Annotated in this window: 21 protein-coding genes; 6 read left to right on the top strand and 15 right to left on the bottom strand. The window is 66.2% G+C overall.

Annotated features, from left to right (window positions below; translation table 11 throughout):
* Window positions 1-377 precede the first annotated feature (377 nt).
* Complete coding sequence (locus tag CVM50_RS00595; RefSeq protein WP_085890049.1) at window positions 378-1,166, bottom strand: enoyl-CoA hydratase; 789 nt, start codon at window positions 1,164-1,166, stop codon at window positions 378-380.
* A gap of 56 nt (window positions 1,167-1,222) precedes the next feature.
* Between CVM50_RS00595 and CVM50_RS00600 the strand changes: the two genes are divergently transcribed.
* The 4 genes from CVM50_RS00600 to CVM50_RS00615 all read left to right on the top strand — a co-directional run bounded on the left by CVM50_RS00600 (window position 1,223) and on the right by CVM50_RS00615 (window position 3,668).
* On the top strand, window positions 1,223-1,669 hold the full coding sequence (locus tag CVM50_RS00600; RefSeq protein ID WP_085890048.1) for a PaaI family thioesterase: 447 nt from the start codon (window positions 1,223-1,225) through the stop codon (window positions 1,667-1,669).
* A gap of 174 nt (window positions 1,670-1,843) precedes the next feature.
* On the top strand, window positions 1,844-2,305 hold the full coding sequence (gene rplM, locus CVM50_RS00605) for a 50S ribosomal protein L13 (RefSeq protein ID WP_085890047.1): 462 nt from the start codon (window positions 1,844-1,846) through the stop codon (window positions 2,303-2,305).
* Between the two features lie 5 nt (window positions 2,306-2,310).
* Window positions 2,311-2,799: a 30S ribosomal protein S9 gene (gene rpsI / locus CVM50_RS00610; protein WP_085890046.1), complete on the top strand. Its 489-nt coding sequence runs from the start codon at window positions 2,311-2,313 to the stop codon at window positions 2,797-2,799.
* Window positions 2,800-2,996: 197 nt separating this feature from the next.
* Window positions 2,997-3,668 carry a YrbL family protein gene (locus CVM50_RS00615; protein WP_085890045.1) on the top strand — a complete coding sequence of 224 codons (672 nt, stop codon included), beginning with the start codon at window positions 2,997-2,999 and terminating at the stop codon, window positions 3,666-3,668.
* 13 nt (window positions 3,669-3,681) lie between these two features.
* Here CVM50_RS00615 and CVM50_RS00620 read toward each other — a convergent pair whose 3' ends face one another.
* The 9 genes from CVM50_RS00620 to CVM50_RS00660 form a co-directional block, all read right to left on the bottom strand.
* Window positions 3,682-4,302 carry a TetR/AcrR family transcriptional regulator gene (locus CVM50_RS00620; protein ID WP_085890044.1) on the bottom strand — a complete coding sequence of 207 codons (621 nt, stop codon included), beginning with the start codon at window positions 4,300-4,302 and terminating at the stop codon, window positions 3,682-3,684.
* Window positions 4,295-5,164, bottom strand: a complete 870-nt coding sequence (gene ppk2 / locus CVM50_RS00625; RefSeq protein WP_085890043.1) for a polyphosphate kinase 2 — start codon at window positions 5,162-5,164, stop codon at window positions 4,295-4,297. Before ppk2 ends, CVM50_RS00620 begins: the two co-directional genes overlap by 8 nt.
* A 149-nt stretch (window positions 5,165-5,313) precedes the next feature.
* Window positions 5,314-6,279: a homoserine O-succinyltransferase gene (locus CVM50_RS00630; protein ID WP_085890042.1), complete on the bottom strand. Its 966-nt coding sequence runs from the start codon at window positions 6,277-6,279 to the stop codon at window positions 5,314-5,316.
* Between the two features lie 39 nt (window positions 6,280-6,318).
* Window positions 6,319-7,191 (bottom strand): ATPase, encoded by an 873-nt coding sequence (locus CVM50_RS00635; RefSeq protein WP_085890041.1) that lies wholly within the window; start codon window positions 7,189-7,191, stop codon window positions 6,319-6,321.
* Between the two features lie 213 nt (window positions 7,192-7,404).
* Complete coding sequence (locus tag CVM50_RS00640) at window positions 7,405-8,535, bottom strand: OmpP1/FadL family transporter (protein ID WP_085890040.1); 1,131 nt, start codon at window positions 8,533-8,535, stop codon at window positions 7,405-7,407.
* Window positions 8,536-8,838: 303 nt separating this feature from the next.
* Window positions 8,839-9,936, bottom strand: coding sequence for an OmpP1/FadL family transporter (locus CVM50_RS00645; RefSeq protein ID WP_085890039.1), 1,098 nt, complete (start codon window positions 9,934-9,936; stop codon window positions 8,839-8,841).
* A gap of 364 nt (window positions 9,937-10,300) precedes the next feature.
* Window positions 10,301-11,170, bottom strand: coding sequence for a DMT family transporter (locus tag CVM50_RS00650; RefSeq protein ID WP_232618111.1), 870 nt, complete (start codon window positions 11,168-11,170; stop codon window positions 10,301-10,303).
* Between the two features lie 87 nt (window positions 11,171-11,257).
* Window positions 11,258-12,523 carry a cation:proton antiporter gene (locus CVM50_RS00655; protein WP_085890038.1) on the bottom strand — a complete coding sequence of 422 codons (1,266 nt, stop codon included), beginning with the start codon at window positions 12,521-12,523 and terminating at the stop codon, window positions 11,258-11,260.
* 57 nt (window positions 12,524-12,580) lie between these two features.
* The gene (locus CVM50_RS00660) at window positions 12,581-13,294 is read right to left on the bottom strand and encodes an endonuclease/exonuclease/phosphatase family protein (protein ID WP_085890037.1); all 714 of its coding nucleotides are present in this window, start codon (window positions 13,292-13,294) and stop codon (window positions 12,581-12,583) included.
* A gap of 38 nt (window positions 13,295-13,332) precedes the next feature.
* On the opposite strand from CVM50_RS00660, the gene CVM50_RS00665 reads away from it, so the two are divergent.
* Window positions 13,333-13,998, top strand: a complete 666-nt coding sequence (locus CVM50_RS00665) for a hypothetical protein (protein WP_085890036.1) — start codon at window positions 13,333-13,335, stop codon at window positions 13,996-13,998.
* Window positions 13,999-14,122: 124 nt separating this feature from the next.
* Here CVM50_RS00665 and CVM50_RS00670 read toward each other — a convergent pair whose 3' ends face one another.
* From CVM50_RS00670 to mazG, 5 genes are all read right to left on the bottom strand, one after another.
* Complete coding sequence (locus CVM50_RS00670; RefSeq protein ID WP_085890035.1) at window positions 14,123-15,550, bottom strand: protein adenylyltransferase SelO; 1,428 nt, start codon at window positions 15,548-15,550, stop codon at window positions 14,123-14,125.
* A gap of 82 nt (window positions 15,551-15,632) precedes the next feature.
* Entirely contained in the window at window positions 15,633-16,079 is a 447-nt protein-coding gene (locus tag CVM50_RS00675) for a GNAT family N-acetyltransferase (protein WP_100148402.1), read from the bottom strand.
* Window positions 16,076-17,020, bottom strand: coding sequence for a nucleoside hydrolase (locus CVM50_RS00680; protein WP_085890034.1), 945 nt, complete (start codon window positions 17,018-17,020; stop codon window positions 16,076-16,078). The genes CVM50_RS00675 and CVM50_RS00680 overlap by 4 nt, the downstream gene beginning before the upstream one ends.
* 199 nt (window positions 17,021-17,219) lie before the next feature.
* Window positions 17,220-18,227 carry a Fe(3+) ABC transporter substrate-binding protein gene (locus CVM50_RS00685; RefSeq protein ID WP_100148403.1) on the bottom strand — a complete coding sequence of 336 codons (1,008 nt, stop codon included), beginning with the start codon at window positions 18,225-18,227 and terminating at the stop codon, window positions 17,220-17,222.
* Window positions 18,228-18,327: 100 nt separating this feature from the next.
* Window positions 18,328-19,164: a nucleoside triphosphate pyrophosphohydrolase gene (gene mazG, locus CVM50_RS00690; RefSeq protein ID WP_085890033.1), complete on the bottom strand. Its 837-nt coding sequence runs from the start codon at window positions 19,162-19,164 to the stop codon at window positions 18,328-18,330.
* A 63-nt stretch (window positions 19,165-19,227) separates the two neighbouring features.
* On the opposite strand from mazG, the gene CVM50_RS00695 reads away from it, so the two are divergent.
* Complete coding sequence (locus CVM50_RS00695; protein WP_085890032.1) at window positions 19,228-20,397, top strand: M20 aminoacylase family protein; 1,170 nt, start codon at window positions 19,228-19,230, stop codon at window positions 20,395-20,397.
* The last annotated feature ends 1 nt before the right edge of the window (window position 20,398 follow it).

Consider the following 20,398-nt stretch of genomic DNA (forward strand, 5'->3'; position numbering starts at 1 on the left):
TTCGGGCAAAGAGAAACAGGGGGCGGAAGGCGGACTTCGGGGCAGGGCCGGTGGCCGGCCGCGTGGCAGTCTTCGGGGGAGTTGCCAGCGGGTCACCGTGTCCCTGGTCGAATGCCAGAGAGAGCTGGCCTGGAGGGGGGAGACGGTGACCCGAACTCGCGCGTTCGTGCGGCGCGTATCCCGCGCGCCTTGGGCCCCAAGAGGTAGCGGATGCCCTTGCGGTCGGAAAGTGGCGAATCCGGAACAAGACTGGACGCGATACGGAAACGATCCGCTCTTCGGCGCCGGATCAGCGCCGATCCGGCGCCAAGGGGCCGTCTTTTCGCCCCGCTTGCGGCGGCAATCGTGCCAACGCGGGGCGCGGGCGGTCGTCGCGGTCAGTCGCGGGCCCAGCCGGGGCTGCGCTTCTCCAGGAAGGCCTGAATGCCCTCGTTGGTGTCGCCGTCCAGCATGTTCTCGACCATGGCGGCACCGGTGAAGGCATAGGCGCTGTCGAGGTCCATCTCCATCTGGCGGTAGAAGGCCGACTTGCCGATGCGGATCGCGGTCGACAGTTTCGCCGCGACCTTCCGGGCCAGGGCCAGCCCTTCTTCCTCCAGTGCCTCATGCGGCACGGCGCGGTTGATCAGCCCCAGTTCTGCGGCGCGGGCGCAGTCGATCATCTCGCCGGTGGTCAGCATCTCGAAGGCCTGTTTGCGGGGGATGTTGCGGGACAGGGCCACCATGGGAGTGGAGCAGAAGAGGCCGATGTTCACCCCGTTGACGCCAAAGCGGGTGCCCTCGGCGGCAATCGCCATGTCGCAGGAGGCGATCAACTGGCAGCCAGCCGCGGTGGCGATCCCGTGGGGCAGGGCAATCACCGGCTGGGGCAGGTCGCGCAGCCCGGTCATCACCGCGGCGCAGCGGGTAAAGAGGTCGGCGAAATAGGCCGCGCCCGCGTCCTCGGCCTGGCGCCCCGCCTGCATCTCCTTCAGGTCGTGGCCGGCGCAGAAGGCACGACCGGCGCCCGACAACAGGACGACGCGCGTCTCGCGGTCCTCGCGCAGCGCGGCGATCTCGGCGCTCAGCGCTGCCAGCATCGCATCGCTCAGCGCGTTCAGCCGGTCCGGCGCATTCAGGGTCAGCCGGGCGATCCCGTCCGTGTCGTGACGTTCCAGAAGTGTCATCTTGTCTCCTCCCTCTCCTGCTGGAACTCTAGGGCGGTTACGCGAGGGAGGAAAGCATGACGCTGGCAATGACGCGGGAGGACCTGATGGCCTTCCTGAAGGAGGCCTTCCCCCAGGTCTCGGACGACTACATCGTCGACCATGTGGAGGAGAAGCTGATCCGCGTGCGCCTGGTGGTGGATGACCGGCACCTGCGGCCGGGAGGCACGATCTCGGGGCCGTCGATGTTCTCGCTGGCGGATGTCACGGTCTACCTGGGCGTGCTGTCGATGATCGGGCCGAAGGCGCTGGCGGTGACGACGAACTGTTCGATCGACTTCATGCGCAAGCCGGCGGCGGGGCAGGACCTGGTGGCCGAGGCGCGGCTGCTGAAACTGGGCCGGGTGCTGGCCGTCGGCGACGTGGTGATGTGGTCGGATACGGGGCCGGAGGCCGCCCGGGCGGGCCGGCTGGCCCCCGTGGCACGGGCCACGCTGACCTATTCCATCCCGCCGGAGCGGTAGCGGGAGGCAATTTTGTGGGGTATTTTAATACCTAAATTTCAAGCCTTTGATATGGCTTGTGAAATTGGAGTTTGTGGCGCTTGACTGGACCGTTCGCGGCTGTATAACCCGCCCATCACTTCGCCCGCGGGTCCTTCGATCTCGCGGGCTGCCAATTTCCAAAGGGCACCCGACATGAAAACCTACTCTGCAACTCCGGCAGATATCGACAAGAAGTGGATCATCATCGACGCCGAGGGCGTGGTGCTGGGCCGTCTTGCCTCGATCATCGCCATGCGTCTGCGTGGCAAGCACAAGCCGTCCTTCACTCCTCACATGGACATGGGCGACAACGTCATCGTGATCAACGCTGACAAGGTCCAGCTGACCGGCAAGAAGCGCGCAGACAAGCGCTACTACTGGCACACCGGCTTCCCGGGCGGCATCAAGGATCGCACCTACGGCCAGATCCTGGAAGGCGAGCACCCCGAGCGCGTCGTGACCCTGGCGGTCAAGCGCATGCTGCCCGGCAACCGCCTGTCGCGCCAGCAGATGACCAACCTGCGCGTCTACGCCGGCTCCGAGCACCCGCACGAGGCGCAGTCGCCCGAAGTGGTGGACGTGAAGTCCATGAACTCCAAGAACACCCGGAGCTGATAACGATGGCTGATCAAGTGAATTCCCTGGAAGATCTGAAGGACGCCGTCGCCGAAGAGGGTGTGGTGACCGAGATCGAAACCCCGCGCGAACCCGTTCGGGACGAGCTGGGCCGCTCCTACGCCACCGGCAAGCGGAAGGACGCCGTCGCACGCGTCTGGATCAAGCCGGGCTCCGGCAAGGTCGTGGTGAACGGCAAGGAGATGAAAGTCTACTTCGCCCGCCCCGTGCTGCAGCTGATCCTGAACCAGCCGTTCCAGGTTGCCGGTGTGGAAGGCGAGTTCGACGTCTACGCCACCGTCAAGGGCGGCGGTCTGACCGGCCAGGCCGGTGCGGTCAAGCACGGCATCTCCAAGGCCCTGCAGCTGTACGATCCCTCGCTGCGTGGCGCCCTGAAGGCCGCCGGCTTCCTGACCCGCGACAGCCGCGTCGTCGAGCGTAAGAAATACGGTAAGCGCAAAGCCCGCCGTTCGTTCCAGTTCTCCAAGCGTTAATCGCTTCGGGATCGAGATCGCGAAAGGCCGCCCTCCGGGGCGGCCTTTTTGCTTTGGCCCGGGCTTGGCTGTCCTCCGCAACCGGCTGTGGCGTCCTGCACATCGATTTTACTTGTGCCCCGGGCGGCGGTAGGTTTGAAAACGCCCTGACGCGCCCCGGCTTTTCCCGGGGGCGCAAGTTGCCCGAAGGTCCTGCCATGTCCCCTGATCCCTCCGCCGGGTCCATCATCGACCCGGTCGCAGCCTATTACGACCTGTCCGATGTCGCGCCGCTGACCCAGGGCAAGAGCCGGATCGTCTACCAGCACCCGGCCTTCGACAGCTTGTTGATCAAGGTCGTCCGCCCGGGGAGCCGCGACGAGGAGCGGTTCGAGAACGCGCGCCCGCGCCGCTATTCGGTCTGGCGGTTCGGCGGGATGCGGGTCTGGGCGCGGGAATACGATGAATATATCGCCCTGCTCTGGCGTTCCCGCGAACTGCCCGACTACATCTCGCGCTACTTCGGCTTCTGCCAGACCAACTTCGGCCCCGGCATGGTGGTGGAAAAGGTTCTGGGGCCGGACGGCTCCATGGCGCAGACGCTGGAGAGCCTGCTGAAGGAGGGGCGCCTGGAGGCGGATCACCTGCACCGGCTGGTGGATCGCTTTTTCGATGACCTGATCGCCAGCGATGCGGTGGTCAGCGGGCTGCACCTTGGCAATATCGTCCTGCGCGAAGGGCCGAACGAGAAGTTCGTGCTGATCGACGGGCTGGGGGATATCGTGCTGATCAAGACAAAGATGTTCTCGCGCCGGCTGCGCACCCGGTCACTGAACCGTCGGCGCGCAAACTTCCATCAGCAGATAGACCGGAAATTGAACCGGGGCTGAGGGCGCGCGCGGCCTAGCGGTCGCCCTCGATCAGGCCCAACCCGCGCAGGTAGACGCCGATCCCGGTCTCCAGCAGGTCCTCAGGCGGGAAGGGGCTTTGCCGCCCCGGTGAGTTCCGCGCGAAGAGTTCCACGACCCCGTGGCTCATCGCCCAGATATGGGCGGTGAACATCGAGGCGGGCGGGCGTTTCTCCGGCGGGATATGCTGCGACAGGTCATGGGCGGCCTGTTCCATCACCTCCGAGGCGCGGCGGGCGACGGCGGCCAGTTCCGGCGTGCGGTTCACCGAGATGCCGCTTTCGAACATCGCGATGTAATGGCCCGGATACTTGCGCGCGAAGGCCAGGTAGGCGCGGCCCGTGGCCTCAAAGGCCGCCAGGGCCGAGGGCTGGCCCTTCTCGTAGGCGTAGCGGATCACGTCGGCGAAGATCTCATAGCCCTGGCGGGCCGCCTCGGCGATCAGGTCCTCGCGGCCCTCGAAATGGCGGTAGACGGCGGCGGGCGTCACGCCGGCCTGCTTCGCCGCTTCCGACAGGGTGAAGCCGGTCGGGCCCTTCGCCTCGATCAGCGACAGCGCGGCCTCGACCAGCGCCTGGCGCAGGTTGCCGTGGTGATAGCCGCGTTTCTTAGACATCCCAGATCTCGGGGCCTCCGACGATCTGGTCATCGGGCAGGCCGATCGCCTTCGGATCCTTGGAGGCGTAGGGCAGGTGCAGCAGCACCTGGCGGATGGCCGCCAGCCGCGCGCGGCGCTTGTCGTCCGACCGCACGACGGTCCAGGGCGCGGCATGGCTGTGGCTGCGCCCCAGGTTTTCCACGATGGCGGCGGAATAGGCGTCCCAGCGGGCCAGGCCCTTCACGTCGATCTCGCTCAGCTTCCACTGTTTCAGCGGATCCTTCTCGCGATCGAGGAAGCGGCGCAGCTGTTCGGCCCGGCCGACGTTCAGCCAGAACTTGAAGATATGAATGCCGTCCTCGGCCAGCATCGCCTCGAACTCGTTCACCTGGCTGAAGAAATGCTCGCGCTGCGCCGTGGTGCAGAAATCGAAGACATGCTCGACCACGCCACGGTTGTACCAGGACCGGTCGAAGAAGGCGATTTCGCCAGCGGCGGGCAGGTGCGAGATGTAGCGCTGGAAATACCACTGCCCGCGTTCGGTGTCCGATGGTTTCGGCAGCGCCACGACACGCGCCCCGCGCGGGTTCAGGTACTCGCGGAACCGCTTGATGGTGCCGCCCTTGCCGGCCGCGTCGCGCCCCTCGAAGACGCAGAGGATGCGCGCACCGCTGTCCTTGGCCCAGGCCTGCATCTTCACCAGCTCGATCTGCAGCGACTTCAGCTCCTTCTCGTAGGCCTTGCGCGGCATGCGTTCGCTGTAGGGGTAGGAGGGATCCAGGATGTCGTCCTTGTCCCCGCGCCGGATGGCGTTGCGCACGGGTTCGGGCGCGTCGGTGTCGTAGAAGGCGCTGATCGCCCCGTCGAAGGGAAGCTCCATCGGAAAAATCCTTTTCCCTCTATATGGCGGGCCGGGCTTCGCGGCGCAATCCGCGCGTTGCGGCAGGGCCGCGCGCGCGGGAGATTGGATCGGGGCGGGGACAGTGTCGGGCTGCGCCCGCCGCGAAAGGCGACGGCGCGCATCGGGCATCAGACCGGCACGTCGGCGGCCAGCTGGTCGTCGTATTCGGCAAAGCCGATCAGGGTCGGGTCATAGGGCGTAGTCTGGTAGATCTGATTGATCCAGTTGCCGTAAAGCAGATGCGCATGGCTGCGCCAGCGGTTCAGCGGCTTGCGGGCGGGGTCGTCGCCGGGGAAGTAGTTCACCGGGGTCAGGATGCCTTCGCCACTTGTCATGTCGCGCTCGTACTCCTGCTTCAGCGTGTCGCTGTCGTATTCGAAGTGGTTGAAGACATAGAGGGCGCGGTGCTCCGGGTCCTCCACCAGGCAGGGGCCGGTGTCGGCATTGCCCAGCAGGGTGCGCAACCCGCCGCCCGCGGCCCGGATGTCCTCTTCGCGCATCTCGGTCCAGCGGCTGACCGGCACGACCAGCCGGTCGGAGAAACCGTTGAGGAAGACCGATGAGGGATCCAGGTTCTCCTGCGGGTAGCAACCGAAGCTCTTTTCCGGCAGCAGGTGCTTGGGCACGCCGTGGAAGTAGTGGATCATCGCCATGCCGCCCCAGCAGACGCCGAAGGTGGCATGCACATGGCTCTGGGTCCACTCGAAGACCCGGGTCAGCTCATCCCAGTAGGTGACCTCCTCGAACTCCAGGTGCTCTATCGGAGCGCCGGTTATGATGAAGCCGTCGAACTTCTCCCCCGAGGCCTCTATCTCCTCGAAGGTCTGGTAGAAGCTCTCCATGTGCTCGGCCGCGGTGTGCTTGCTGCGGTGCTCCGTCATGCGGACCAGCGACAGCTCGATCTGAAGGGGCGTCGATCCGATCAGTCGCGCGAATTGCGTCTCCGTCTGGATCTTCTTCGGCATCAGGTTCAGCAGACCGATCCGCAGGGGCCGGATGTCCTGGCGGGCCGCCTGATCCTCCGACATGACCATTACGCCTTCTTTCGTCAGAACGTCGAAAGCGGGCAGGTCGTTGGGGATCTTGATGGGCATGCTGGCTCCTGTGGCTCGGTTGCACGCGGCGGGGGCCGCTCAGATATGTTCGCTTTCGCGCCGTTCAAGCGCGTCTGCGATCAAGACTTCGAAATCCTCGGCGCTTTTGACGGAGGCCACTTCGTCGGCCAGCACGGTCACGCCGCGGCGCGCCATGGCCTCGTAGCGCGGTTGCCGATGGGCCAGGGCACGGGCATATGTCCAGCGCACGAAGGCGTCCGGGTCGACCTCGTCCTCGGCCTCGCCGGTCTCGCCCCGGTATTCTTCCCAGGCGGCGCGCAGAAACACGGGGTCGTAGTACATGGGTTTCGGGGCGCGGTCAAAACGGCGGACAAGTTCCTCCGTATGGGCGTCGTCGCCCTTGATCCAGACCATCAGCGCGGTGTCTACGAGAACGTTCAGAAGCTCGTCCTCGGGGTCCCAGGGGTCCACCACCTCGCAGATCGAGCCGCCGCTGTCGCAGACGAAATTGGGATAGCCGTAGAGGTCGATGGCGCGCCGGGCGAAGCGGGGCGTGTCCATCAGCGAGTAGATCTCGGCCAGGCGGTGCTGCTCCTGCCGGATCATGTATTCCTCGAAGGGCAGGCCACCCTTGGCCGGGTTGCCGGGCTTGCCCAGGTAGGCCGACAGCGGCTTCAGGTTGTTGAAGGTGATGTTGGAACCGATGAAGATCGAATCCGTCATCAACAGGTCGCGCAGGAAGGGGATCTGCATCGCGTGGCGCTTGGCATTGTCGGCGATGTGTTCGCCCATGTAGCCGGTGCCGATGCGGTAATCGATCGAGAAGTGGAACCAGGTGCCCGCATCGCGCAGCAGGTTCGACACATGGGTCTTGCCCAGTCCCGACATGCCGAAAAGAAGAACGCGCTTTTCGGTGGCCTCCAGCCACTCCTGTCCGGATTTGTAAATCATTTCGCCCCTTTCGCGATCTTCTGCGTCGGCAGTGTCGTCTGGATGTCCGCTCGCCGCCTCCGCCCGCTGGGGAATACGACCTGAAAATCGTTAGGGGAGAGCGTGGCGCGGGTCAAATCGGAAACGCCGGAAAGGGGCTCGCGCGGGGCGGCTGAACATGAAAACGCCCCCGGCCCGACAGAACCGGAGGCGTCGATGCGCGGCAGGGCGCGATCAGAAGGTGTAGGCGACCTTCAGGCCGAAGGCCGTGGCGTCGTTGTCCTCGAACGGGGCCACCGGGTTGCCGCCGGGCGCGGCGGTTGCGTCGCCGAGCCAGATCTTGCTGACCCCACCGGAGACCTCGAAGGTCTCGGTCACCTTGTAGGACAGGCCGATGGACAGGGAGGTCTTGCCGGTCGAAGGCGCCAGCGGCGAGACCAGCGTGTCGCCCTCTGCCTCGTAGCCGACCATGATCGACCCGGCCAGTTTCGGCGTGAACCGACGGCCGATACCGAGGTTGTAGGTGGTGGTATCGCTCAGGTCCACGAGGCCGCCGCCCGAAGCCGCGGTGAAGGCCACCGGCTCGATCTTGAACTCCGAGTGCTTCACGTAGCGGATCGAGCCCATCAACAGGGTGTCCTGTGCGATGCCCGACTGGAATTCCAGGTTCCACGACGACGGCGTCTTGGTCTTGGTGCTGGTGGTCGCGCCGGGATTGATGTTCTCGACCGTATCGAAATCATGCTCGATGGCCGAGTTGTAGGTCAGCGCGACCCGCAGCGCGATGTCGGGGATCTCGTAGGCCACGCCCAGCACATAGCCGGTGCTCGTCGTCTCCTCCAGCTCGACATTGTAGCCCGACAGCCCGCCCGGCGGCGGTCCACCATAGGCCGCACCATCCAGCGTGATCTCGCCGCTGGCCTTCTGGAACCGCAGGCCGCCGAAGACGCTGACGCGATCGGTTGCCTGGTACTTGGCCAGCACGGTCAGGGCATCGACATCCGCCTTGGCGGTGGTGCCGGCCAGAAGGGCGGGCTGCGTCGGGCCAGCGCTGGTGTAGTCGTAGTAGATGTCCGCGCCGAAGGGCTTGTCGTAGATCATCGCCAGCGACAGCTGGTCGGTCACGTCCATCTTCAGGGCGAAGCTGGGCAGGGTGAAATCATCGGCCACGTTGCCGGTGTTGTTCCCGGTCGCGTCCGTGCCGGACAGCGACGGGCTGGCCGAGCCGAAGCTCAGTTCGAAACGGTTGCCTTCGCCAAACAGCACCATCGCGGATTGCGGCGTGCGCTCGATGCCCCCGGCGTAGGCCGAGGTCGCGGTGGTGGCGGCAAGCAGCGCCAGCAGGGCGCTCGACTTGAATCTCATGGTAAACTCCTCCCGTTTGCAGAGCATCCTCTGCCTGAGTCCACTATTCGCGCCAAGGTGGACCCAATCAATCGGCTGTGCCAGATGACGTTGGGGGAAGCTTAGGTAAACTGCGGCTTTTCGAGCTGGCGTGTGGCTCGCTTGCAATAGGTCCGGTGCGAGGGCGGCGTTTTGCCGCCTCGGGGGCTGCATTACCCTGCAGGGGTTGGGCGGACGGCAACGTCCTTTCCGCAGTGCAGCACCGTTTCATTCCGCGCTGCGGCGCCCGCCGTTTCCCGGCGGGCGCCTTGTCGGCCGCTCGGCTCAGAAGGTGTAGGCCATCTTCAGACCGATGCCGGTCAGGCTGTTGTCCTCGAAGCGGCCCACGCTGGTGCCGCTGACGGTGGCGTTGGCATCGCCGTAGAGGCGGTAGGTGATCCCGCCCGAGATCTCCAGCGCCTCGGTCGCCTTGTAGCTCAGCCCAAGCGATAGCTGCTTGTAGCCGTTGTAGGGCGACAGCGACGACACGTTATCGCTGCCCTCCGGCTCGACGGCATAGGTGACCGAGCCGGACAGCTTCTGGGTGAACGCCCGGCCAATGCCGATCCGGTAGGTCGTGGTATCGCGCAGGCTGACCAGCTCCCGATCGAAGACCTCGGGCCGCAGCTTGAACGCGGAATGTTCCACCCAGCGGGCCGAGGCCATCAGCAGGGTGCGCTGGTTCAGGCCGGTCTGGAACTCCAGGTTGACCGACTGAGGCGTCACGCTCTTGGTCTGGCTGGTCGGCCCGGCGCCCACTCCGCCGAAGCTCTCGTCGGTGTCGTAGCTGTGCTCCACCTCCGAGTTGTAGGTCAGCGCCAGGCGCAGGGCCATCTCCGGGATTTCGTATGCCGCGCCGAGAACATAGCCCGTGCCCCAGTCATCTCCGAAGGACACCTCGTAGGGGGTCGCGGGGAGGAGGATGTCGTAAGGCGTGCCATCCAGCACGGTCGAGCCGCCGGATTCCTGCACCCGGATCCCGCCGAAGACGCTGACCCTGTCGGTCGCCTGGTATTTCGCCAGGAAGGTGTAGGCCTTGGTTTCCGCCAGGCCGGCCTGGCCGGACAGGAACGCGCTGTCGCCGTCGTCGTAAACCACGTCGGAGCCGAAGGGCTTGTCGTAGATGAAGGCCAGCGCGACCTTCTCGCTGACATCCATCTTCAGCGCGAACGAGGGTGAGGTGAAGTCGTTGGCGATATCGCCGGACCCCAGGCTGTCATTCATCTCGCCGGTCAGTTTCGGCATCACGCGGCCAAAGCTCAGCTCCACCCGGTTGCCGTCCGAGAACAGGATCATGGCCGATTGTGTGGTGCGTTCGATCCCGCCAGCCTGCGCGGCGGACGCGCCAAGAAGCGCCAGAAGGGCGCCTGTATAGAGTTTCATGGTTTTCCTCCCTTGGCGGACATTGCTCCCGTGTCCGCTCTTGGGAAAGATTATTGCGTGATTATTTCCCTATCAATTGTCCTGAGCGTAATATGCCATTCAGTTGCAGTTGACGTAGCGGAATGCCGCGCAACCTGTGGCGGCTTTGCAATATTCGATGGGATCCAGCGGAATTAGATCTGCGCCAATTTCCGAATTGCGGAATGTCGAATGAATTTGGCAAATGGCACGTATTGATGGCAATCGATCGTTTAACCGAGAATCTCTCATTTGGCGTACATTGGCGTCTGCTTGGCGCAGGCCGTGACACCGGTTAGGCGGCAGTGTTGCGCAGATTGCGCATTGCCGGTCCCGGATGCGTTTCTCAGCGGGCGCGCGTCTCGCCCCGAATGTTGAGGTAATTGCCGGCAAAGATGATCGCGGCCCCGGCCAGCACCCACAGATCGAAGGGTTCGTTGACGAAGATCGCCCCGAGGATCGCCGCCAGCGGCAGCCGGGTGAAGTCGATGGGCACGACCACGGTTGCCGGGGCGAAGCTGAGCGCGGTGGTCACGCAGAAATGCGCGAACAGCCCGCAGCATCCCACCAGCACCAGCAGCGGCAGCGTGTCCAGCGTGGGGAAGGCGAAGTCGAGGTCATATCCGCCGCAGAGGAAACCGAAGACGGTCTGGGTCACCGTCATCCAGAAGATGATCGACAGTGTTGGCACGTCGCGGGTCAGCCGTTTGGTGGTGACCATGGTGATGGCAAAGGCGATGGCCGCACAGCCCGCCGCGAGGATACCGGGTGACAGGCTTTCGGCGCCGGGTCGGGTGACCACGAGGATGCCGATGAACCCCAGTCCGGCGGCCAGCACGCGCATCGGCGCCAGGCGTTCGCCCAGCACCAGCGGCGACAGCACCAGCACCCACAGGGGCGAGGTGAACTCCAGCGCGAAGACCTGGGCCACGGGGATGACCGCCACGGCGAAGAACCACAGGTTCTGGCCGGTGAAATGGGCAATGTTGCGCCCGATGTGCAGGCCCATGCGCCGCGTGTCGATCAGCCCCCAGTCCCCGCGCAGGCTGATGACGGCCACCATGATGATGACCCCGGTGACGGAGCGCCAGGTCATGATCTCGAAAGTGTCCAGGCTGCTGCTGAGGGCGCGCCCGGCAAAGGCCATGGTCAGGAAGCTGGCCACTGCGCCGCTCATCCACAGGACGGCACGCAGGATGTCTTGGCGGGTTGTCACGGGGGCGCTCCTTGCATGGTCAAGGGACCTTTTGGCCGGGATGGGCCGGGGGTGCAAGCCTGTCGCTGCCCCGGCGCCAGGTCGCCGTCACATCAGGTCGGGTTGGCGGCCGACGCGGTTGGCCAGCTTGCCCACGGTCAGCCCCTGCACCACGATGGAGAAGATCACCACGCAATAGGTCGCCGTCAGGATCAGGCCCTTCCATTCGCCCTCGGGCAGCGACAGCGCCAGGGCGACGGAAATGCCGCCCTTCAGCCCGCCCCAGGTCATAATCTGCACCGTGCCGGGGCCGAAGCTGCGCAAGGGCCGCAGCAGCAGGATCGGGATCGCCACGGCGCCCAGGCGCGCCACCAGCGCCAGCCCCACGGCTAGGACCGCGGCCAGCAGGAAGTCCTGCTCGAAGGCCACGGCGAAGACCTCCAGCCCGATCAGCAGGAAGAGGACGGCGTTCAGGATCTCGTCGATCAGGTGCCAGAAGGTCTCGACATAGTCGCGGGTGCGTTCGGACATGCCGTGGCGCGCCCCGATGTCACCGATCAGCAGGCCAGCGCAGACCGCCATGATCGGCGCCGAGACATGCAAAGCCACCGACAGCTCATACCCGCCGAAGGCCAGCGCCAGGGTGATCAGCACCTCCAGCGCCGCGTCGTCGATGTGGCGCATGATGCGGAAGACCAAGTAGCCCAGGCCAAGCCCGATCAGGGCGCCGCCCAGGGCCTCGCGGGCGAAGAGCTGCGCGGCCGCCGCCACCTGCGACTGCTCTTCGCCCCCGCCCGCGCCATGGCCCGTCGCGCCGAAGGCCAGACCCACCAGGACCAGGTAGACGACATAGCCGACCCCGTCGTTGAACAGGCTCTCGCCGGCGATGGTCGTCTCCAGGCTCTTGCGCAGTTCCGCCTCGCGCAGCACGCCCAGCACGGCCACCGGGTCGGTGGGCGAAATCAGCGCGCCGAAGACCAGCGCGACCAGCAGGGGCATGCCCGTCAGCCAGGCAAAGCCCAGGCCCACGATGACGGTGGAGACGGCCACCCCCAGCGTCGCCATCAGCAGTACGATCGCCCATTGCTGGCGCAACTCGGACACCTTCACGTGCAGGGCGCCGGCAAACAGCAGCAGCCCCAGCATCCCCTCCAGCAGCGCATCGGAAAAATCGATGCCCAGCACCATGTCGCGCAGCTGGTCGGCCAGGGCGAAATGCGGCAGCAACTGGTCCAGGCCCAGCATCGCCAGCGAGGTGACCAGGGCCACCAGCAGGATGCCGATGGAGGACGGCAGGCGCAGGACGAAGTAGTTGACCGTGCCGAAGGCCGCGGCCAGCACGATCAGGAGAGAGGCGATTTGCAGGATGGTCATGGGAGGGGTCCGCGAATAGGAGGATGCCCCGGGCCTAGCACGCGGGTGGGGACAAGGCTATTGCGCGTCGCTGTCGCGGCGCCAGATCTGCACCGTCACCGGCAGGTGGTCCGACGCGATGCGCGCAGGCTGGGCGCGATGGGCCGTCACCGGCCCGGCCATTAATCCGCCGCCGATGCCGAAGCGGTCCAGCGGTGCCACGGCGCGTGGCGCCGGGTAGGAAGGTGGCGAAGGCAGCAGGTCCACCATGCCCAGTTCCGCGTCCAGGTCCGCCGCTGATCCCCAGGCGTTGAAGTCGCCGGCGATCAGCACGGGCATCGGCGCGCGATCCTCCAGCGCCCGGCGCAGCGCGGCGCATTGCATGCGGCGCGACCGGGCCACCAGGCCCAGGTGGGTGCCGATCACCCGCAGCGGGCCCAGGGCCGTGTCGAATTCGGCCAGGATGGCGCCGCGCGGCTCCAGCCCCGGCAGGTCCATGCGGTCCGTTGCCGTGAGGCGGATCCCCTCGGGGCGGTAGAGCATGGCGTTGCCGTGCCAGCCCAGCGACTGCGCCGTGCCAAAGGGCACGATCTGCCAGCCTTCGGCGCGGATCATGTCATGGGGCAGGGCGGCGGGCCGCGGCGGCAAGCGCTTGTCGGCCTCCTGCAGCACGACGATCTGCGCCTCGGTGTCCTCGATCACCTCCAGGACCCGCCGGGGGTTGCGCCGAAGATCCAGTCCGACACATTTCTGCAGGTTGTAGGTTGCGATCCGAAGCGTCAGGTCTTTCATGAGTCATGATGTGACATCCCCCCGGCGGAGCTTCCAGCATGTTTTCCGAACAATCCCTCGTGACGCGGCTGATCTGGATTTCGCTGCTCTTTTCGATAGCGGAATCCCTGGTGCTGGGGCGCTGGTCCCTGGCCTTCATCGCCGCCGCGACCCTGGGGCTGTCGATGACGCCGCTTTACGTCGCGCGCTGGATGCACGTGCGCGTCCCGCCCAGCTTCATGGCGGCGGTGGTGCTGTTCGTGTGGGGCACGATCTTCCTCGGGGAAGTCTTTGATTTCTATAACCGTTACTGGTGGTGGGACATCGTGATGCACGGCGGCTCGGCCATCGGCTTCGGCCTGATCGGCACGGTTCTGGTGCTGATCATGTTCCAGGGCGACCGCTACGCCGCGCCGCCCATTGCCATCGCCTTCTTCGCCTATTGCTTCGCCGTGTCGATCGGCGCCAGCTGGGAGGTGTTCGAGTTCTCCATGGACCAGCTTTTCGGCACCAACATGCAGAAATCCGGGCTTAGGGACACCATGGGCGATCTGATCGTCGACCACGTCGGTGCGATCCTTGGCGCCTCGGCAGGCTTTGCCTACCTCAAGGGGCAGGAACGCGGCGGGCTGACGCGGATGATCGACGATTTCGTCAAGAGGAACCCGCGCTTCTTCAAGAAACTGAAGGACTGGCAGCACAAGCACGACGACACACAGGGCTAGGCCGGGGCGGCTTTACCCTGAACCGAGGGGCGCGCGCGAGGTCCGGGGCATCGGCGTGCCTCATGGACCACTGCCGGGAACCCGGTGATCCGGGCTGCGGCGACCAGTCTCGGCTCGTCCGGCGTCAGGTCCCGCAGAAGGTCGCCTCGACCTCTTCGCCCGGCGCCGCGGGCTGTGCCAGATCGGCGTTCTCGCCCGACAGGGTGAAAGGCGTCTGAAGGACCTGGGTCAGCCGGTGGAACGGCGCCATGTCGCCGATCTGGGCTGCGGCCAGGGCCTCCTCGACGCGGTGGTTGCGGGGGATGACGGCCGGATTGGTCGCCTGCATCCGCTCCTGCGGCAGGCTTTCGCTGGTGATCCGTGCCTCCCACTCCCGGCGCCAGGCGGCAAAGCCCGCGCCATCGTCGAACAGGCGTTCGGCCAGGGCCACGTCCAGCGACAGGGCGCGGAAGCTGTTGGTGAAATCCGCCCCCTGGTTCTGCAACAGCGCCAGCCAGGCTTCGATCAGCGAGCGATCCGCCTCACGCGCGTCGGCCAGGCCCAGCTTCTGCCCGAAGCGCCGCAGGGTCGCCGCGTCGATCAGCGCGGGCATGGCATGCACGGCCTGGGTGTAGGTCTCCACCATCGCTTCGGCGTCCTCTTCCAGAAGCAGCAGGGCCGAGGCCAGCTGCGCCATGTTCCAGGGCAGGACATGGCGCTGGCTGTCGTAGGCATAGCGCCCCTGCCGGTCGATGGAGGAGAAGACGGTCTGCGGGTGGTAGGCCTCCATGAAGGCACAGGGGCCGTAGTCGATGGTTTCGCCCGAAATCGTCGTGTTGTCGGTGTTCATCACCCCATGGATGAACCCCAGCGACAGCCACTGCGCCACCAGTTCGGCCTGCCGGGCGATGACGCCCTTCAAGAAGGCCAGGGGGCTGTCGGCCTCAGGATCGTGGCGGGCGATGGCATGGTCCAGCAGGACCCGCATGCGCGCGCCGTCACGGCGGCCGGCGAAGAACTCGAAATGGCCGACGCGCAGGTGCGAGCTGGCCACCCGGGTCAGCACGGCGCCGGGCAGGGCGGTTTCACGGTGGACCGTATCGCCCGTGGCCACGGCAGCCAGCGACCGGGTGGTGGGCACGCCAAGGGCCGCCATGGCCTCGCTGACGATGTATTCGCGCAGCACCGGCCCCATGGGGGCCAGCCCGTCGCCGCCCCGGGAAAAGGCCGTACGCCCCGATCCCTTCAGTTGCAGGTCCCGGCGCTGGCCCTGGGTATCCACCACCTCGCCGATCAGCAGGGCGCGCCCGTCACCCAGCTGGGGCGAGAAGCCGCCGAACTGGTGCCCGGCGTAGGCCTGGGCGATGGGCTCGGCGCCTTCGGGCAGGGCATTGCCGGAAAAGCACTGCGCCAGCTCCGTCTCGGTCGGGGTGCCGCCCATGCCCAGTTCCGCCGCCAGGGGCGTGTTGAAGGCCAGCAGCTCCGGCGCGGGGGCCGGGCGCGGTTCCTGGCGCAGGAAGAACCCCTCGGGCAGGGCGGCGAAGGAATTGTCGAAGGGGAAGGTGATGCTCATGAGGGAAAGCTAGGTCTTCGCTGTGCCTTTTGCCAGCCCGCCCGACCAAACCCGCCCGACAAAACCCGGGCGACGCAGGCGATCAGAAGGCGCGGGAGAAGCTCAGCGCGCCCTCGGTGGTGCGATAGCCCGCGGCGCGCGCCAGCCGCGCCAGGGCGTGGTCGGGGCCGGGCACCTGCAGGCGCAGGCGCCGCAGCCCGGCGGCCGAGAGGGCGCGGGGCAGGGTCGACAGCAGTTCGCCGCCGATGCCGCGCCCGCGGATCGCGGGACGCACCCAGATCTCGTCCAGCTCCGCCGACAGACCGCCGGCCACCAACGACCAGCCGAAGCTGATCGCGGCATAGCCGATGGGCGCCCGCGCCGGGCCGGCGATATAGATCGCCCCGTACGGCGCGCCCTCCAGGATCGGCGTCATCGCCTCGCGCAGTGCCCATTCCTCGCTCTGCAGGCCCAGTTCCGTATGGCAGGCCCGCAGCATCGGCAGCAGCCGCGTCTCGTCGCCCTCACGGGCCAGATGCAGAACCGTCACAGACGCGCCAGCCTTTCGGTCAGCAGATCGAAGAACCCTTGCGCGTCGACGTCGCCGATGAACAGCGCATTGGCCGTCCGGTCGGTGACCCGCCACCAGTCGGCGACGGTCATGCCCAGGGTCAACTCGGACTGGGTCTCGATCTCGACATTGATGTGGCGCCCGGAGAACAGATCGGGCTTCAGCAGGTAGGCGATGACGCAGGGGTCATGCAGCGGCCCGCCGTCGGAGCCGTATTTTTCGGTATCGAAGCGTTCGAAGAAATCGATCATCTCGGCCACGCCGATGCCCACCTTGCTGCCCAGCTCGCGGATCGCCTCGATCCGGGGCGGGGTGCAGAGCACCTTGTGGGTCACGTCCAGCGGCATGACGACGATCGGAACGCCGGATTTGAACACGATGTCCGAGGCTTCGGGGTCGACCCAGATGTTGAATTCCGCGGCCGGGGTGATGTTGCCCACCTCGAAGTAGGCACCGCCCATCAGGACGATTTCCTGCACCCTCTCGACGATGTCGGGGGCCTTCTTGAAGGCGGTGGCGATGTTGGTGAGCGGACCCATGGGGCAGAGGGTGACGGAGCCTGCGGGTTCGGTGCGCAGGGTGTCGATGATGAAATCGACGCCGTGTTTGTCCTGCAGGGGCATGACGGGTTCGGGCAGCGGCGGTTCCGGACCGTCGAGGCCGGTCTTGCCGTGCACATGCTCGGCGGTATGCAGCGGCCGCTTGATCGGCGCGTCGCAGCCGGCATAGACCAGGACGTCGGGGCGGTCGGCCAGTTCGCAGACCTTGCGGGCGTTCACGCCGGTCAGCGACAGCGGCACGTTGCCGGCCACGGCGGTGATTCCCAGCAGCTCGATCTCTTCCGGGCTGGCCAGGGCCAGCAGGATGGCCACGGCATCGTCCTGCCCGGGATCCGTGTCGATGATGATCTTGCGCGCCATGTGTCTTTCCTTGCTCGTCCTCGTCTCGCGCGGACCATGTGGCCGTGCGGCGGAATTGTCCATGGCATGTACGATGGGCCGGCGGAAATCCCTCTGGCCGGGTCAGGGACTGCGGTGAGGCTGGGCGATATGCGCCTTCAGCGGGCCGCGGCAAAGGGGGGCTGGCCCAACGGAGGTCCGCCGCGCCAGCCCAGGGTAATCAGCCGTCGAAATCGACTTCCTCGATCAGGCGCAGAGCGTCGGGGCGCAGGTGAGCCAGCTCGATCAGCGGCACGTCATCGGGGGTGAAGCTGCCCCAGCTTGCCACCAGCTCGGAGGCCTCGATGCCCGGCACGATCGGATATTCGTAGTTCTTCTCGGCATAGATCTGCTGCGCCTCGGGGGAAACGAGGAATTCCATGAAGGTCAGCGCATTGTCGCGGTTGGGCGCGGATTGCGTCATGGCGATGCCAGAGACGTTCACATGGGCGCCACCCTCCTCGAAGTGCGGGAAGATGATGCGCACGGAGTTGGCCCACTCCTGCTGCTCGGGGTCCTCCAGCATCTTGCCCATGTAGTAGGTGTTGCCCAGCGAGATGTCGCATTCCCCGGCCCAGATCGCCCGCACCTGGGCGCGGTCGTTGCCCTGCGGCTTGCGTGCAAGGTTGCTCTTCACGCCTTCCAGCCAGGTCTTGGTGGCTTCTTCGCCGTGATGGGCCAGGTAGGCCGAGACCAGGGCGACGTTGTAGGCATGGGTGCCGGAACGGGTGCAAATGCGGTCGGTCCACTTGGGGTCGGCCAGATCCTCGTAGCTTTCCAGCTCGCCGTCGGCCACGCGCTCCTTGCTGGCATAGACGACGCGGGCACGGGTGGTCACGCCCCACCAGTGGCCGTCGGGGTCGTGCAGGGCGGTCGGGATCGCCTCGCGCAGGACCTCGCTGTCGACGGCCTGGGTGACGCCGGCGTCGACGATGGCCGACAGGCGCGCGATGTCCACGGTCAGCACCAGGTCGGCGGGAGAGCGCATGCCCTCGGCCTTCAGTCGTTCCACCATGCCCTGTTCCAGGTAGGCGATGTTGACGTCGATCCCGGTTTCCTCGGTGAAGGCCTCGGCCAGGGGGGCGATCAGCTCGGGCTGACGATAGGAATAGATGTTCAGCTCGTCCGCCATGGCTGGCACGGTCAGGGCGGCAAGGGTTGCGAGGGTGGTGGTGGAACGCAGGAACATGGGCTTCTCCGGGTCGCATACTGTTGACTGTGCCCGGTTATGGCGAAGGTCCTAGCTGCCGGTCAATACCCGATTAAAAGAATAGGGTTTTCGATCGGGTTCACTCTGCCGCCTTCGCTGCCTTCTCTGCGGCCTTGGCGGCGTCCCACAGGGCGTCCATTTCTGCCAGGTCACTGTCCGCCGGGCTGCGGCCCTGGGCAGTCAATGCGTCCTCAATGGCGTTGAAGCGGCGGGTGAACTTGGCGTTGGCGGCGCGCAGGGCCTCTTCGGGATCGACACCCAGGTGGCGGCCCAGGTTGGCCAAGATGAACATCAGGTCGCCGTATTCCTCGACCACCTCTGCCTGTGTCAGCTCGTCTCGGGCCTCGACCAGCTCGGCGGCCTCCTCGGCGATCTTGTCGACAACCTCGCCGGTCTGCGGCCAGTCGAAGCCAACACGCGCGGCGCGCTTTTGCAGCTTCACCGCGCGCATCAGGGCGGGCAGCCCCATGGCCACGCCGTCCAGCACGCGGGTTTCCTTCTTGGCAGCGCGCTCGGCGGCCTTGATCTTCTCCCAGTCGACGGTCTGCTGCGCCGCCGACTTGTCGCGGCTCTCATCCCCGAAGATATGGGGATGGCGGAAGATCATCTTCTGCGCCACGGTCTCCGCCACACGGTCGAAATCGAACAGCCCTTCTTCCTCGGCCATCTGCCCGTGGAAGACCACCTGCAGCAACAGATCGCCCAGCTCTCCCTCCAGCTCATCCCAGGCGCCGCGCTGGATCGCATCGTCGACCTCGTAGGCTTCCTCGATGGTGTAGGGCGCGATGGAGGCGAAAGTCTGCTCGATGTCCCAGGGGCACCCCGCGTCGGGGTCGCGCAGGCGGCGCATGATCTCGCGCAGGCGGGGCAGCCCTGCCGGAACGTCATGGATGGGATCGCGGGCTTGATCGGCCATTGCAGCGCCTCGTGCTTTGGGATTTCCTGCAACCTGACGAGTGAACCCCAAGGAGTCCAGACCATGCCCGTGGTCAATCGCATCGCCGGTCTCGCCGAGGAAATGGAAGGCTGGCGCAAGCATCTGCATACCATCCCCGAGATCGGGTTCGACTGTTTCCAGACCGCCGCCTACGTGGCCGGCAAGCTGCGCGAGTTCGGCGTGGACGAGATCCATGAAGGCATCGCGAAGACCGGCATTGTGGCAATCATCGAGGGGCGGCAGGCCGGGCCCACCATCGGGCTGCGGGCCGACATGGACGCCCTGCCGATGCAGGAGGAAACGGGGCTGGAGCATGCCTCGACCCACGAGGGCGCCATGCACGCCTGCGGTCACGACGGCCATACCACCATGCTGCTGGGCGCGGCGAAATACCTGGCGGAGACGCGCAACTTCGCGGGCCGTGTCGCGCTGATCTTCCAGCCGGCGGAAGAGGACGGCGGCGGCGGCGGACGCATGGTCGAGGCGGGCGTCATGGACCGCTTCGAGATCGCCGAGGTCTATGCGCTGCACAACGCCCCCGGCGAACCGCTGGGCCGGTTCCGCACCGCCCCCGGCGCGATGATGGCCGCCGTTGACACGCTCCATATCCATATCACCGGCGTCGGAGGCCACGCGGCGAAACCCCATGTGACCCGCGATCCCATCGCTGCCGCCGTGGGCATCTACACCGCCATCCAGACCGTCCTGTCGCGCAACCACGATCCGTTGCAGGACCTGGTCGTCTCGATCACCCAGATCCACACCGGCTCGGCCGAGAACGTGATCCCCGAAAAGGCCTATATCAACGGCACCGTGCGCACCTACGACCCCGTCGTGCAGGACATGGTCGAGGAACGCCTGAGGGAGATCGTGGCGGGGCAGGCGGCGGCCTATGGCGTCGAGGCGGAGCTGATCTACGAACGCTGGTATCCGGCCACGATCAACACGCCGGAAAAGGCCGAGTTCGCCGCCCGCGTGGCCCGCGACGTGGCCGGGGCGGAGGCCGTCGTGGTCAATGATGAGCGCCAGATGGGGGCCGAGGATTTCTCCTTCATGCTGAACGCCCGCCCCGGCGCCTACCTGTTCCTGGGCCAGGGCGACACCGCCCCGGTCCATCACCCGAAGTTCGATTTCAACGACGCGATCGCGCCGGTGGGGGCCAGTTTTTTTGCCCGCACCGTGGAGACCGCGCTGCCCCTGAAGGAGGCATGAC

Source organism: Pseudooceanicola marinus, from assembly GCF_002786295.1.
Taxonomy (GTDB): Bacteria; Pseudomonadota; Alphaproteobacteria; order Rhodobacterales; family Rhodobacteraceae; genus Pseudooceanicola; species Pseudooceanicola marinus.

Excerpts from the sequence above, each read along its gene's own strand:
- CVM50_RS00595 (WP_085890049.1), bottom strand. The coding sequence starts at position 1,166 with ATGACACTTCTGGAACGTCACGACACGGACGGGATCGCCCGGCTGACC.
- CVM50_RS00600 (WP_085890048.1), top strand. The coding sequence starts at position 1,223 with ATGACGCTGGCAATGACGCGGGAGGACCTGATGGCCTTCCTGAAGGAG.
- rplM (WP_085890047.1), top strand. The coding sequence starts at position 1,844 with ATGAAAACCTACTCTGCAACTCCGGCAGATATCGACAAGAAGTGGATC.
- rpsI (WP_085890046.1), top strand. The coding sequence starts at position 2,311 with ATGGCTGATCAAGTGAATTCCCTGGAAGATCTGAAGGACGCCGTCGCC.
- CVM50_RS00615 (WP_085890045.1), top strand. The coding sequence starts at position 2,997 with ATGTCCCCTGATCCCTCCGCCGGGTCCATCATCGACCCGGTCGCAGCC.
- CVM50_RS00620 (WP_085890044.1), bottom strand. The coding sequence starts at position 4,302 with ATGTCTAAGAAACGCGGCTATCACCACGGCAACCTGCGCCAGGCGCTG.
- ppk2 (WP_085890043.1), bottom strand. The coding sequence starts at position 5,164 with ATGGAGCTTCCCTTCGACGGGGCGATCAGCGCCTTCTACGACACCGAC.
- CVM50_RS00630 (WP_085890042.1), bottom strand. The coding sequence starts at position 6,279 with ATGCCCATCAAGATCCCCAACGACCTGCCCGCTTTCGACGTTCTGACG.
- CVM50_RS00635 (WP_085890041.1), bottom strand. The coding sequence starts at position 7,191 with ATGATTTACAAATCCGGACAGGAGTGGCTGGAGGCCACCGAAAAGCGC.
- CVM50_RS00640 (WP_085890040.1), bottom strand. The coding sequence starts at position 8,535 with ATGAGATTCAAGTCGAGCGCCCTGCTGGCGCTGCTTGCCGCCACCACC.
- CVM50_RS00645 (WP_085890039.1), bottom strand. The coding sequence starts at position 9,936 with ATGAAACTCTATACAGGCGCCCTTCTGGCGCTTCTTGGCGCGTCCGCC.
- CVM50_RS00655 (WP_085890038.1), bottom strand. The coding sequence starts at position 12,523 with ATGACCATCCTGCAAATCGCCTCTCTCCTGATCGTGCTGGCCGCGGCC.
- CVM50_RS00660 (WP_085890037.1), bottom strand. The coding sequence starts at position 13,294 with ATGAAAGACCTGACGCTTCGGATCGCAACCTACAACCTGCAGAAATGT.
- CVM50_RS00665 (WP_085890036.1), top strand. The coding sequence starts at position 13,333 with ATGTTTTCCGAACAATCCCTCGTGACGCGGCTGATCTGGATTTCGCTG.
- CVM50_RS00670 (WP_085890035.1), bottom strand. The coding sequence starts at position 15,550 with ATGAGCATCACCTTCCCCTTCGACAATTCCTTCGCCGCCCTGCCCGAG.
- CVM50_RS00680 (WP_085890034.1), bottom strand. The coding sequence starts at position 17,020 with ATGGCGCGCAAGATCATCATCGACACGGATCCCGGGCAGGACGATGCC.
- CVM50_RS00685 (WP_100148403.1), bottom strand. The coding sequence starts at position 18,227 with ATGTTCCTGCGTTCCACCACCACCCTCGCAACCCTTGCCGCCCTGACC.
- mazG (WP_085890033.1), bottom strand. The coding sequence starts at position 19,164 with ATGGCCGATCAAGCCCGCGATCCCATCCATGACGTTCCGGCAGGGCTG.
- CVM50_RS00695 (WP_085890032.1), top strand. The coding sequence starts at position 19,228 with ATGCCCGTGGTCAATCGCATCGCCGGTCTCGCCGAGGAAATGGAAGGC.